Raw genomic sequence first — 12,443 nt, forward strand, 5'->3', positions numbered from 1 at the left:
CAGACGGCTGTGCGGCCGTCGATCAAACGTGGGCGAAGCACCGCGTATTGGGATGAGACAGGATCTTCTGGTGTCAGACGGACGTATCGCCTGCGCCGAAATCACCGATTCGGCTTCAGCGGGGTCGAAACGTGCAGGAAACCGGCAGCCGCGCCCGCGGAGCAAAACTCGCTATACGGCACCAATAGGGCCTAAACGCCCACTTAGACGTCGTCTCATTTGGTGAGTCGGCGGGAGCAAATGAGGGCCGCAGCGATGGCGACGAAGGAGGCGAAGTGATCTGCCCGGCTTCGTAGCGGCGGTGTAGGCGTCCGCAGCCGGCTAGCCAGGAGACCGTCCGCTCAACGACCCAGCGATGGCGGCCCAACCGTTGGCTGGACTCGACCCCTCGGCGTGCGATACGCGGGACGATGCCGCGGCTGCGCAGGAAAGCGCGCAGGTGCGGGTAGTCGTAGCCCTTGTCGCCATGGAGCTTGGCAGGCCGGCGGCGTCGGGGTCCGCGGTGAGAGCGGATCGGCGGGACGCTCCGGATCGGCGGTTCCAACGCCAGGCTGCCGTGCGTGTTGGCGGCACTGATCGCGATGGAGATGGACAGGCCGGTTCGTTCGGCGATGAGGTGGATTTTCGACCCGTTCTTGCCGCGATCGACAGGATTTGAACCTAATGAGTTCCCCCCTTGGCTGCCCGGACGCTGAACCGGCTCCTACCCTGCGCTCGGAAGGACAATTCTGGCGAACATCCCTGGAAGCAGGGTGCGCTCTCGTACCCTTCTTGAGTGAGCTCCGTAGCAGGCCCCACACCGTCATGCCAGGGCGCTTCCGGCAACTGCCGCCTCTTGACCGACCTCCATGAGCTACACCGCGATCGGTGTGAGGAGGCCGGGATCGTCGGAGCCGATGCCATCCTCAACGCCATGGCGGTCGGGTTGGTGATCGAGGTGTGGCGCAACAGTCCCGTCGAGGACATGCATGCCAGCCGACGGGGCCCGGACGATGCTGCGATGTTCGCCGAGTCGACCGCACTCCACGATCGGGCTGTCGCAACTCTGCAGGAAGAGGAGCGAGCGTTCGCTCTCATCGATTTCGAGCGGCACCTGCTGGATCGCACGCGGCCCTGGGCGGGGACACCATCGAGGCAAAGACGCTCAAGGAACTCGGCCACGGTCACCTGGGGGCCTACGCGCGGCATGTGAAGGATCGCACCAATGCGCTGATGGGTCTCGTCCGTCACACGTGTGTGGACGACCCGCTTGAGGCGTACCTGGTGAACCGAGCTCTCGGATTCGGCTTGGAGCACAAGGGTATGCCCGGCTGGCGCGTCATCGTCGAGCGCATCGGGATCCTGCTGGCCGATCCGAGCCATCCAGCGTGGCATGGGAGTGAAAGGAGCGAACGAGCTCTTGCTGAGATGCCGCCGAGCACTCCGCCCGTCGACCACCTCGCCAAGGTCCTCCTATCGGCCCCGTACAAGCTTCCGCTTGAGGTGCTCGATTGGCTGAGCGACCATCTACTCTTCTGTGCCGGGCCACCGTACAGCATCTTCCGGTGGGAACCCCGTGAGAAGTAGCCGGCCACGGCTTCAGATCATGCTGCGAATCTGATGAGCGCGACCACAGGAAAGTGTGACTCCGGCTCCATCGTGTCCGTAATTGTGGATCATCTTGCGGTCTGCAACTGGGTCAGCCTCAACTCGAATTTGATCACGTGTGGGCCACGACCCCCGGCTTCGCCGAACCGGTGCTGGAGACAGTGGGGGTAGATCGGCATGTCGACGAGCAGCACCGTGAACCGGTAGCCCCTCGTAAACCTCTCAGGAAGCTCGGCTTCGGTACAGAGTTGAAAGCCTGGCAGGCCATGGTGCATGGCGAGCGATAGACCGCTCGTTCGCCCGCTCCGTCAAGGGCGCGACGGCTTGACCCGATCTTCCATGAGCCTCCTCAGGAGAGCGGATACCAGCAGGTCAGATACGACTTGGCCAGCTTGGCGAGACCCATGAGCGCATTCTCGATGCCTTGCCATTTCCGCTGTTCAGAAGCCTGATAGGAGCTCCCGCGGCGGTTCATGGTGTCCGCGCTTCTGCTCCTGGCGCTTCGGGTTCTTCCCATCCGGTTGTCGAGACCTGGATCGACCAATCCGACCCAACCCACGGGGGACACCATGACGGTCGATCTGCAGGACACAACAGCCTCGAAGAGCTTCAGTCAGAACGCTCTCAGCGCGGCGGACAGGGCGTTCCGCTTCCTGGTCACCGATCCGAATCCGCTCTCGGTAGATGGCCGTTCCATCGGTCGTGGGCTACCTCGGCGGCCAATCCATCTCGGTGAACTGAAGAACCTTCTGCTCACGCCTCAGGCCGACGACGAGCTGAAGGACGCCGTCTGGGCGCATCTTGTACGGCGTTCACGATCCGACGGTCCGGCGTGGGTCATCGGGTGCGTGGGGATGGCGATGCCAGGGCTGAAGAACCTTGCCGCGAGGACCACGCAGGGCTGCCCTGCCCATGTGGTCGACGACATCGTCTCGGAGATGGTGACGAACTTCGTCGCGCAGCTTTGCCGGATCGATCTCGATCGGCCGAACATACTGCCTCGGCTGCTGATGTGGGCGCGGAAGGGCGCGCTCCAGGTTCGGGCGCGTGAGCTCGCCTCCGTCGAGGTCTGCGCCGAGACGCCCGAGCAGGTGGTCCTGGACACGGAGCCGTTCATGGTGCTCGCCGAGGCTGTCCGGTGTCGTGTCATCACCGCGGACGAAGCGAAGCTGATCAACGCGACACGGTTGGAGGGCCAGGCGTTGCGGGCGTGCGCAGGGCGCTTGGGGGTGCCGGCGGATCGGCTGTACAAGCGGCGGCGAGCAGCGGAGACACGGCTGGCAAGGGCGATCGAGGAGGGTCAAGTCTCGGTCAGCTACGACGGGCAGGGCTCCAATTCCGGGGGCTGAGTCGGTGGTTCATCAATGTCAGCCGTGATCACGGCTCGGGGCGGAGATCTGGGGGGCGGTTGCCCGTTCCCATCGAGTTCATCGTCCCTCGTCCTTTGAAGGAGGACACCCATCCCGGCCCGCTCCGGGCTCGTGATCACGGCTGGCTATCCGTTCAGGACCTCTCGTCTGGGGGAGCCATTTTATGAAGTCGTCTCAGCCATGTCCATTGTTCGTTATCCGGGTTCCAGCAGGTACGAGCTGGATCCGGCGAGGTGCCGCGTCGTTGGTCTGGACAGCCGGTTGCCTGGGCGCCGCGCTGACCGTGCCGGGAGGCGCCGAGGCGATGACCAAGCTGGCCTCCGCCTCGCTCGATCAGGTCATCACCAACCTGCGCAACGTGGTGATCGGCCTGCTCGTCGGCCTGGCCACACTGTTCTTCACCATCGGCGGAGTCCGCTACATCCTGGCCGGCGGAGATCCCGCAGAGGTCGAGGCGGCTAAGAAGACGCTGCGCTACGGGGCGCTCGGGTTCGGGGTGGCGATGCTCGCCCCGGTCATGGTGGAAATCCTTCAGCGGATTGTGGGCTCCTGACGTGGCGGCCCTCACCCGCCTCAGAGCGTTCGGGCTAATCGCCCTGCTGGCGGTCGGCGCGGCACTCAGCTCGGCGCTGCTCAGCGGGCCCGCGGTCGCCGCGCCTCCCACACCCGCGCCGACTCCCACTCCTTCTGCCACGCTCAGCCCGGCGCCTTCTACGGTCAGCCCACCGGAGTCGGACTGCGGCTTCATCGATGTGGCGTGCAAGACGCGTCAGGCGGTGGACGAGTGGTTCACACATCTCGTGGAGTCGGCGACCAAACCGGTGTTCGAGATGCTCGGATCGACCGTGCTGGCGACGCCGGAGCTGGACTCCCCTCAGATGGCGCGAGCCAAGCAGCTCTGGGAGCTGTCGCGGACGATAGCGAACACGTGCTTCGTGCTGCTCGTGACGATCGCGGGCGTGATGCTCATGGTCGGGCAGGCACTGCCTGGTGGGATCTCGGCGCGGGAACTACTGCCACGGCTCGTGTGGGCGTTCCTGGCCGCGAACCTGAGCCTGATCGCGATCAAGTACGCGATCACTCTGGCGAACGGGCTGAGTCAGGCGTTCCTGGCCGACGGGGCCGATCGAATCGATCCGGAGCTCGTGTTCGATGCGATCAAAAAGGCGGTTCTCACGGGGATCATCCTCAAAGGCGTCTTCTTCGCGATCGTGGCGCTCGTGGTGGTCGTCCTGGCGGTAGGTGTGCTGTCCACCTACATCGTCCGCCTCGCGCTCACGATGGTCGTGATCGTGGCCGCGCCCCTTGCGTTGATCTTGCATGCACTGCCGATGACGGAGGGGCTCGCCCGGCTGTGGTGGCGGGCGTTCACGGGACTGCTGGCGATTCAGATGTGCCAGTCGCTCGTGCTGGTCGCCGCGCTGCAACTGATGTTCTCCGCCAACCCGGCTGACGACGACTCGTTCTGGATCCCGAGCACGGCGGACATGACCGATCTGCTCATGGCCATATGCCTGCTGTTCGTCCTGCTCAAGATCCCGGGATGGGTGGCGCGGACCATCTGGCAGGCGAGCAAGCCCCGAACGCTCTCGCGTCTGGTCAAGTCCCTGATCGTCTATCGCGGGCTGGGCATGCTGCTCGGCAAGGGGTTCAGTGCCGCTCGCGCGGCGCGTCGTCCCAAGCCCCCGAAGCCCCCTTCTCCTCCCAACGGCGGCGGAGGTGGGCCCAGTGGTCCCCCTGGTGGGGGTCCGGGTGGTGGTCCCGGTAGGCGGGGGCCGAACGCGGGTGGGCCCCGTACGGGGAGGCCGCGCGCCCCGCGTCGGCCGCCGGGGATGGCCGCCAGCGGCCGCCCTGGCGGCGGTAGCACGGGGGTTCATCGTTCGTCCCCGGGTGGACGCCCAGCGCGTCCCCACGGGCCAGGAAACGGCGTGGGAAACCCCCTGGCCCCCGTCGATCCCCCACAGCCGCAGCCGGTACGGCTTCACCGGCCTGTCGTCCGTCGCGATCGGCCGCCGAACGGTGCCGTCCCGTTCGAGTCGCCCACGGTTCGTCGTTCATCGCGCCGCCCTGCACAAGTCGCGCTGCGGCTCCTAACGCCTCGTTCACAGGGAAAGGCAGCACGTCGTGCGCCACGCAAGTAGAGAACAGCTGGTAGCCAAGATTCCGGCCGATGTGGAGATGCCGGACAAGCTCTTCGCGAATCTGACAGTTCGGCAAGTGGCGATTCTGGCCGGTACCGGGGTGCTGGCTGCCTGGGTGTACCTCATGGCCGGTGACCGGTTGCCCGTCCCGGTGCTCGTCGCGATCGTCCTGCCGATGATCGCCTGCGGATGCGCACTGGCGCTCGGCAGGCGAGACGGGCTCAGTCTCGATCGGCTCGTCTTCCACGCCTTCACCCACCTACGGCGGGATCGCAAGCTCGTCTCAGCAGAGGAAGGGGTTCTCCCGCCTCCGGCCTGGTGCCGAGTTCGAGGTCGGCTGCCGGGTGCGCTACGGCTCCCTGTCCGGGCGATTCGTGAGGACGGAGTCCTGGAACTGGCCGAAGGTGGAACCGCGGCGGTCGTCCGTGCCGGGACCGTGGCGTTCGGGCTGCGGACCAGCGAGGAGCAGGCGGCGTTGGTCGGGGTGTTCGCCGGGTGGCTGAACTCGCTGGACTCGCCCGTGCAGATCCTTTTGCAGGCCCGCCCGGTCGACCTGTCCGCCCTCGCCGGAGTGATCGACGACGAGGCCGGGAATCTGGCCGATCCAGCGCTGGAGCAGGCGGCACGCCGGCACGCCGAGTTCCTCACCGATTTGAGCGCCACCCGAGATCTGCTGACCCGCGATGTCCTGATCGTCGTTCGCCACCAAGACGCCGAGCAACCACCCGGGTGGGCGCGAAGGGCCCGGCGTACGGCTCGTCGGGACAGTTCGGCGGCCATCGTGACTCGCCGCGCGGAGGAGACCGTGCGTTTCCTGCTCGGTCTCGGTGTTCACGCCTCGATCGTGGATGCCGATCAGGCTCGCGACTTGCTCGTGCGGTCGCTGTCGCCTCGTCATCCGGAACCGGTCGGAGTCGCCCGCCCCGAGGAGCCGATCACGCTTGGAGAAGAGACTCGATGAGATTCGCTCGACTCGCCAAGGCAACCGCGGACCTGGCCAAGGCCACCGCCGCTCTGCCCGGTCCGTCATCGTTGAAGATCAATGCCCGCTCGGTCGAGTTTCCCGACGGAGTCTGCGCGTCGTTCGCGATCGCCGGGTACCCCCGCGAGGTCGGCGCGGGCTGGCTCGAACCGCTGATCGGCTATCCAGGTCACCTCGACGTGTCTCTGCACATCGAGCCCGTACCTCCGCTGATCGCGGCTCAGCGTCTGCGCCGCCAGCTCGCACGTCTGGAGTCCGCCTCCGCGGGTGCCCGGACACCGGACTTCGCGGCCGAGGCGGCGGCCGACGACGCCGCAGAGCTGGCCGCATCCCTCGCCCGGGGACACGGGCGTCTGTTCCGGGTCGGCCTCTATCTCACCGTACACGCCGCAGACTCCGAAGAGCTGGACGCGGAGGTCCAGCACGTCAAGGCGCTGGCGGCCTCGCTGCTGCTCGACGCGCACCCGACGACGTTCCGGGCGATGCAGGGCTGGACGGCAACGCTTCCGCTCGGAACCGACACGCTGAAGACGCGCCGGACCTTCGATACATGGGCGCTCGCTGCGGCCTTCCCGTTCGCCTCACCGGATCTGCGACCCCGGCTCGGCGATGCGCCGGTGCTGTTCGGGCTGAACGCCTACTCCTCCGGTGTCGTGCTGTGGGACCGGTTCGCCCACGACAACTACAACTCCGTGACGATCGCCCGGTCGGGGGCGGGCAAGTCGTACTTCACCAAGTTGGAGGTGCTGCGGCTGCTGTTTCACCAGGTCGAGGTATGCGTCGTCGACCCCGAAGACGAATACCGCCGCCTGTCGGAGGCCGTCGGAGGAACCATCCTCGGTCTCGGTACGCCGGGTGTCTGCTTCAACCCCTTCGATCTGCCCGCCTCCGCCGAGGACGACGCGCTCGACCGGCGCGCGATGTTTCTCCAAACCCTTGTCGGAACCATGCTGGGCGAACCACTCACCGCCGCGACGAAGGCCATCCTGGACAAGGCGGTGATCGCCACTTACGCCGCCAACGGCATCACCTCCGACCAGCACACATGGAAGCGTCCTGCGCCACTGCTCGCCGATCTGGCCACGATGCTGGACGCCACCGACGCGCCCGAAGCGTCCGAGTTGGCCGCACGGCTCGCCCCGTACGTGTCCGGTTCCTACCGGAGCTTGTTCGCCGGTCCGACAACCACCCGCCCGGACGGCCACCTGATCGTGTTCTCCCTGCGGGACCTGCCTGAGGAGACCCGACCGGTCGGCATGCTCCTGGCACTCGACGCGATCTGGCGGCGTGTCTCCAATCCCGCTGACCGGCGACGCCGCCTGGTCGTGGTCGACGAGGCATGGACCCTCATGCGCGAGAACGAGGGCGCGAGGTTCCTCTACCGGCTCGCCAAGTCCGCCCGCAAGCACTGGGCTGGCCTCGCCGTCGTCACCCAGGACGCTTCTGACCTGCTCGGCTCCGACCTCGGCAAGGCCGTCGTCTCCAATGCCAGTACGCAGGTCCTGCTGCGGCAGGCTCCGCAGGCCATCGAGGAGATCGCCGAGGCTTTCGATCTCACCGAAGGAGAACGGCGCTTCCTGCTGTCGGCCGGCCAGGGAGAGGGCCTGGTCTGCGGGGGCGTTGGAGATCGTGCCGCCTTCGTCGCTGTCGCCAGTGCGTCTGAGCACGCGCTCGCCACCACGGACCCGGCCGAGTGATTCCCTACCTTCCGGATCCGTCCCTCTGCGGAGCCGTGATCGGTGGTGTCGTCGCTCTCGTCGTGGCCGAAGCCATCGTCTGGCGGTGGCGCAACGCGCGCTTCGCCCGTAACGCTCGGTTGGTCGAGATCGCAGTGCCGCCGCACGTCGAGCCCGGCAGCGCTGCTGCCTGGTGGTCGCAGGTGATGGGGCTGACCGCGCCACGCTGGAAGCGCGTCCTGTTCGGCCAGCCTCACCTCGCCTGGGAGTACGTGGCCGATGCTGCCGGCGTTCGAGTGCAGTTGTGGGTGCCAGGTCTCGTACCGCCTGGGCTGGTGGAGAAGGCAATCCGGTCGGCCTGGCCCGGCGCGGCGGTGACCACCAGCCCCGCCGGACCTCCTACACCGCGAGGTGTCACGACTTCGCGTGGTCGGATGATCCTGGCTCGGCCGGATCACTACCCGCTCACGGCGACGCATGGCAACGACCCGTTGCGTGCGCTTCTCGGGGCTTTGTCGGGGCTGCGCCAAGGTGAGCACGCTGCAGTCCAAATATTGGTCCGTCCTGTGACAGGGCGGCGGCTGTCGGCCGCTCACCGCGCCGCCTCCGCGCTGAGGAACGGCAGGTCCAGCAGCCTTCGCGCCGACTTGTTCGACGTCATCACGCCGGGCGGCCTCAATCGCGCCCGGCCCGGCGAACTGTCCCGCATGTTTCCCGAGCGCGCCGAGGAGATCCACGCCATCCTCGCCAAGGCGAGCCAGTCACGCTTCGCCGTCCAGATCTCCTACATCGTCACGAGTGACCGACCCGACGCCCGGGAGCGTCTACGTGGTCGCGCCCATGAGATCGCAGCCACCTTCGCGCTGTACGCCTCCGGCCACCAATACCTCCGGCGCCTACGTGGACCAGATCTCCCTGGCCGCATGAGACGTCGGCGTATGAACTCCGGTTACCTCCTGGCCGTCGACGAGCTGGCCGCACTCGCTCACCTGCCCTACGACCAAGCCGCTCCAGGCATCGCCCGAGCCGGAGCGCGCCCCATCCCACCAGCGCCCGACATCCCTACGTACGGTCATGATGTCCGGGTCCTGGGCGATGCCGAGACCGGCCATCCGCGCCCGGTAGGGGTCACGGTGGCCTCGGCGCGCCAGCATCTGCATGTCCTCGGCCAGACCGGTGTCGGCAAGTCCACCTTCCTGGCCAATCTCATCCTTTCCGATGCCCACGCCGGCCGAGGAGCCCTCGTCATCGATCCCAAGGGGGATCTGATCGACGACGTCCTCGATCGCCTCCCCGAACGCGCCATCAAGCGGACCGTCCTGTTCGACCCGGCCGAGTCGGGCAAGCCACCGTGCTTCAACGTCTTGGCCGGGCCGGACCCGGCGTTCGCGGTCGACTCGATCGTCACGATCTTCCATCGGTGCTTCGCCTCGTCCTGGGGACCGCGCCTGGACGACCTCATGCGCTCGGCCTGCCTCACACTCGTACGGATTCAGCGTGATCGCGCGACCCTCGCCGACGTGCCCAAGCTCCTCACAGACACCCCGTTCCGCGCCCGGATCGTCGGCCGGCTCGACGACGAGTTGCTGCGAGGTTTCTGGTCCGCGTATGACGAGTTGTCCCCCGCCGCCCGCGCCTCGGTGATCAGTCCCGTCATGAACAAGCTTCGGGCCGTCCTGTTGCGCCCGTTCGTCCGGGACGCGCTCTCCGGAGGAACCTCCACGTTCGACCTGGCCCGCATCCTGGACACCGGCGGATTGATCCTCGCCCGCCTCCCGAAGGGCGTCCTCGGCGAAGATGCCGCCCGTCTCTTCGGCTCGCTTCTTCTCGCCCATACCTGGCAAGCCATCACTCCTCGGGTTCGCCTGCCGGAGCACGAACGCCGAGACGCCGCCGCATACATCGACGAGGCCCAGAACTTCCTCAACATGCCCATCTCGGTCAGCGATCTTCTGGCCGAGGCCCGCGCCTACCGCTTCTCGCTCACCCTCGCCCACCAGCATCTGTCTCAGCTACCCAAGGACCTCCGCGAGGCCGTTTCCGCCGATGCTCGCAACAAGGTCTACTTCACCACGTCTCCGGAAGACGCCCACGACCTCGCCCGCCACGTCGGCCCCGTACTCACGGCACACGACCTGTCCCACCTGGGCGCTTACCAGGCCGCTGGACGAGTCATCACCGGCAGAGGAGGGCCGTCACCGGCGTTCACCTTCCGAACCCGTCCCCTCCCCGATCCCGTGCCCGGTCGTCAAGAAGCCGTCCGGGCCGCTTCGCGTGCGGTGTATGCCCGCTCCGAGACCGCTGCCGCGAGCAAGCCGAAGGTCCGCATCCCGACCGATCCACGTCGAGCCCATGAGGAGGGCACCCAATGACTCGACCCAACGCGCCTCGCCGTCTGCTTCCTTCCCGGCATCACCGCGCCCGAGTTGGTCAGGCTCTGATCGCCGACATCGCCGAACGCCTGACGCCACGGGATGCCGAGATCCTCGACGCCGTCTGGGAGCACCGCGTCCTCACCACCGACCAACTCGCCGCGATCTTCTTCCCAAGCGTCCACCGGGCCCGTCACCGCCTCCTGGACCTCTACGAGCTACGTGCCCTGGACCGCTTCCGTCCCTGGGCCCCTACCGGGAGCCGCCCCTGGCACTGGATTCTCGGCACCACCGGTGCTCATCACTTGGCCGCCCAGCGCGGCATCACTCCGGCTGAGCTCCGCTACCGTCCCGATTCGGCCGGCGCGATCGCCTTCTCATCTCGGCTGACGCACCAGGTAGGCGTGAACGAGTTCTTCGCTCAACTTCACGCCACGGCCCACCGTCGAGCTGACGGATCCGAGGTGGCCGAATGGTGGCCTGAACGCCGATGCGCCGCCCTATGGGGTGATCTCGCCCGTCCGGACGCCTTCGGCCGCTGGAGCGAGTCCAGCCCGACCGGCAAACCGGACACGATCGACTTCTTCCTTGAACACGACACCGGTACCGAGCCGCTGTCCCGCGTCCTGGCCAAGCTCGACGGGTACGCCGCCCTCGCCGAAGCAACCGGAATCACGACGCCCGTTCTCTTCTGGCTTCCGAATCCCACGCGGGAGGCCAACTTCCGTAAGCTCCTGACGGCCTCCAGCGTGCCCGTCGCCACGGCCGTCCACACTCCCGCTACAGCCCCTGACGGCCCCGCTGGACCCGTATGGCTGCCAACCGGCTCAGCCGGTCCCCGCCGCCGTCTGATCGGCCTGCGGAGCGCGTGGGGCCAGGTAGATGCCGCTGACCCCAACTGCGTCATCGCGTAATGCCGGTCATCACCGCCACGGCGATCGGGGCCTTCGCCCTGATCGCCGTGTTTCTCAGCGTGCTCGCGACCGCGCTACCGGGTTATGACGCTCCAAACGCTTCCTGTGGTACGTCCGTGCCCACCGACATCCCGCCCCTCTACCTCGATCTCTACCAGCAGGCCGAAGCTCGCTATGGCATCCCTTGGACCGTCCTGGCAGCGGTCGGCGAGGCCGAATCCGACCACGGCCGAGGCACCGGACCTGGAATCCTCAACGGCACCAACCACGCCGGAGCGGCCGGACCGATGCAGTTCATGCCAACCACCTGGCACTCCTACGGGGTTGACGGTAACGCCGACGGACGCAAGGACATCTACGACCCGGCCGACGCAATCCCGGCCGCAGCCGATCACCTGCGCCGCAATGGCGCCCGAGCCAACCTGGAACAGGCTCTCCTGCGCTACAACCACGATCCTGCTTACGTCGTCAAGGTCCTACGTCTGGCCGAGTCCTACGCCACAGCCACCGCAGACCCTGCCTGCACGCCACTGGCAATCAATGGAACCGGGCACAGCGCGACGGCGATAGCAGCAGCATCCCGGTGGCTCGGCACCCCCTACTCGTACGGCGGCGGTGGCCTCGACGGCCCTACCCGAGGGATCGAGCAGGGCGCGAACATGGTCGGCTTCGATTGCTCCGGCCTCACCCGCTATGCCTGGCACCAGGCCGGAACAGCTCTGCCGCGCACGACGACGGAACAGTGGCATGCTCTCCCCCACGTTCGGCCCGGCGAGCAGCTGCCTGGAGACCTCGTGTTCTTCCAAGGGGCCGACGGGGGCCCCGACCATCCCGGGCACGTCGGCCTCGTGCTGGACGGAGACCGCATGATCGAAGCCCCACGCACCGGCGAGCGCATCCGTGTCAGCAGCTACACCGATCGCCAGGACATCGTCGGTTACGCCCGGCCGATGAGCATCACTAAGTCCGGGCCGTACGGCTAGGAATGAGGGCGGGCGTGTCAGCCGTGGCCGACACGCCCGCCCTCCTGTGCCGTGTCAGATGTCGCCGCCGCGTAGGCGGCACCTGCGCTCGTCCGCCGGATCCAGAAGGATCGCGGGCAGCTTCTCCATCCTTAGGTCGAGGGCACGGTGTATGCGGTGCCAGCCGTCGATCACCAGGCGGTTGCCGGGAGGCAGGGCGCATGGGAGCGGGACGACCAAGAGGGGTTTGGTCAGGTCCACCGTCGCGGCGTGGTCAGGGTCGATGCGGATGAGGTCCTTGACGCCGATCAACGTCCGGATAGCAGCCGGGCGTACTGGGTGGCGTCGGGCCAGACGAGTGGCCAGGTCTACATCCCATGCCCACCCGAGGAGGGTGAACATCTCATCGGACATGGTTTCTCCTCACGTCAGGGCCATA

Annotated in this window: 11 protein-coding genes and 1 pseudogene; 9 read left to right on the forward strand and 3 right to left on the reverse strand. The window is 67.1% G+C overall.

Annotation, left to right across the window (positions count from 1 at the left end; translation table 11 throughout):
* Positions 1–215: 215 nt before the first annotated feature.
* Both MF672_RS09490 and MF672_RS09495 read right to left on the reverse strand, forming a co-directional pair.
* Positions 216–679 (reverse strand): annotated as a pseudogene (locus MF672_RS09490) (IS5 family transposase); the annotation flags it as partial.
* A gap of 174 nt (positions 680–853) precedes the next feature.
* Entirely contained in the window at positions 854–1,093 is a 240-nt protein-coding gene (locus MF672_RS09495; RefSeq protein WP_242373354.1) for a hypothetical protein, read from the reverse strand.
* A 95-nt stretch (positions 1,094–1,188) separates the two neighbouring features.
* On the opposite strand from MF672_RS09495, the gene MF672_RS09500 reads away from it, so the two are divergent.
* The 9 genes from MF672_RS09500 to MF672_RS09540 all read left to right on the forward strand — a co-directional run bounded on the left by MF672_RS09500 (position 1,189) and on the right by MF672_RS09540 (position 12,025).
* Positions 1,189–1,566: a hypothetical protein gene (locus tag MF672_RS09500; protein ID WP_242373355.1), complete on the forward strand. Its 378-nt coding sequence runs from the start codon at positions 1,189–1,191 to the stop codon at positions 1,564–1,566.
* Between the two features lie 590 nt (positions 1,567–2,156).
* A complete protein-coding gene (locus MF672_RS09505) occupies positions 2,157–2,936 on the forward strand; it encodes a sigma-70 RNA polymerase sigma factor region 4 domain-containing protein (RefSeq protein WP_242373356.1) in 780 nt (259 codons plus the stop codon).
* Between the two features lie 265 nt (positions 2,937–3,201).
* Entirely contained in the window at positions 3,202–3,510 is a 309-nt protein-coding gene (locus MF672_RS09510; protein WP_242373357.1) for a pilin, read from the forward strand.
* Between the two features lies 1 nt (position 3,511).
* Positions 3,512–5,098, forward strand: a complete 1,587-nt coding sequence (locus tag MF672_RS09515; RefSeq protein WP_242373358.1) for a TrbL/VirB6 family protein — start codon at positions 3,512–3,514, stop codon at positions 5,096–5,098.
* On the forward strand, positions 5,082–6,059 hold the full coding sequence (locus MF672_RS09520) for a PrgI family protein (RefSeq protein ID WP_242373359.1): 978 nt from the start codon (positions 5,082–5,084) through the stop codon (positions 6,057–6,059). The genes MF672_RS09515 and MF672_RS09520 overlap by 17 nt, the downstream gene beginning before the upstream one ends.
* A complete protein-coding gene (locus MF672_RS09525; protein WP_242373360.1) occupies positions 6,056–7,777 on the forward strand; it encodes a VirB4 family type IV secretion system protein in 1,722 nt (573 codons plus the stop codon). The genes MF672_RS09520 and MF672_RS09525 overlap by 4 nt, the downstream gene beginning before the upstream one ends.
* Positions 7,778–7,812: 35 nt before the next feature.
* Positions 7,813–10,128, forward strand: a complete 2,316-nt coding sequence (locus MF672_RS09530; RefSeq protein ID WP_242373361.1) for a type IV secretory system conjugative DNA transfer family protein — start codon at positions 7,813–7,815, stop codon at positions 10,126–10,128.
* A complete protein-coding gene (locus MF672_RS09535; RefSeq protein WP_242373362.1) occupies positions 10,125–11,042 on the forward strand; it encodes a replication-relaxation family protein in 918 nt (305 codons plus the stop codon). Before MF672_RS09530 ends, MF672_RS09535 begins: the two co-directional genes overlap by 4 nt.
* Positions 11,042–12,025: a C40 family peptidase gene (locus tag MF672_RS09540; RefSeq protein WP_242373363.1), complete on the forward strand. Its 984-nt coding sequence runs from the start codon at positions 11,042–11,044 to the stop codon at positions 12,023–12,025. The genes MF672_RS09535 and MF672_RS09540 overlap by 1 nt, the downstream gene beginning before the upstream one ends.
* 54 nt (positions 12,026–12,079) lie before the next feature.
* On the opposite strand, the gene MF672_RS09545 is transcribed toward MF672_RS09540, so the two are convergent.
* Positions 12,080–12,418, reverse strand: coding sequence for a hypothetical protein (locus MF672_RS09545; RefSeq protein WP_242373364.1), 339 nt, complete (start codon positions 12,416–12,418; stop codon positions 12,080–12,082).
* Positions 12,419–12,443 lie beyond the last annotated feature (25 nt).

Source organism: Actinomadura luzonensis, from assembly GCF_022664455.2.
Classification (GTDB): Bacteria; Actinomycetota; Actinomycetes; order Streptosporangiales; family Streptosporangiaceae; genus Nonomuraea; species Nonomuraea luzonensis.

What these genes read in the sequence shown, in the direction of transcription:
- MF672_RS09505 (WP_242373356.1), top strand. Translation starts at nt 2,157, where the DNA reads ATGACGGTCGATCTGCAGGACACAACAGCCTCGAAGAGCTTCAGTCAG.
- MF672_RS09525 (WP_242373360.1), top strand. Translation starts at nt 6,056, where the DNA reads ATGAGATTCGCTCGACTCGCCAAGGCAACCGCGGACCTGGCCAAGGCC.
- MF672_RS09535 (WP_242373362.1), top strand. Translation starts at nt 10,125, where the DNA reads ATGACTCGACCCAACGCGCCTCGCCGTCTGCTTCCTTCCCGGCATCAC.
- MF672_RS09540 (WP_242373363.1), top strand. Translation starts at nt 11,042, where the DNA reads ATGCCGGTCATCACCGCCACGGCGATCGGGGCCTTCGCCCTGATCGCC.
- MF672_RS09545 (WP_242373364.1), bottom strand. Translation starts at nt 12,418, where the DNA reads ATGTCCGATGAGATGTTCACCCTCCTCGGGTGGGCATGGGATGTAGAC.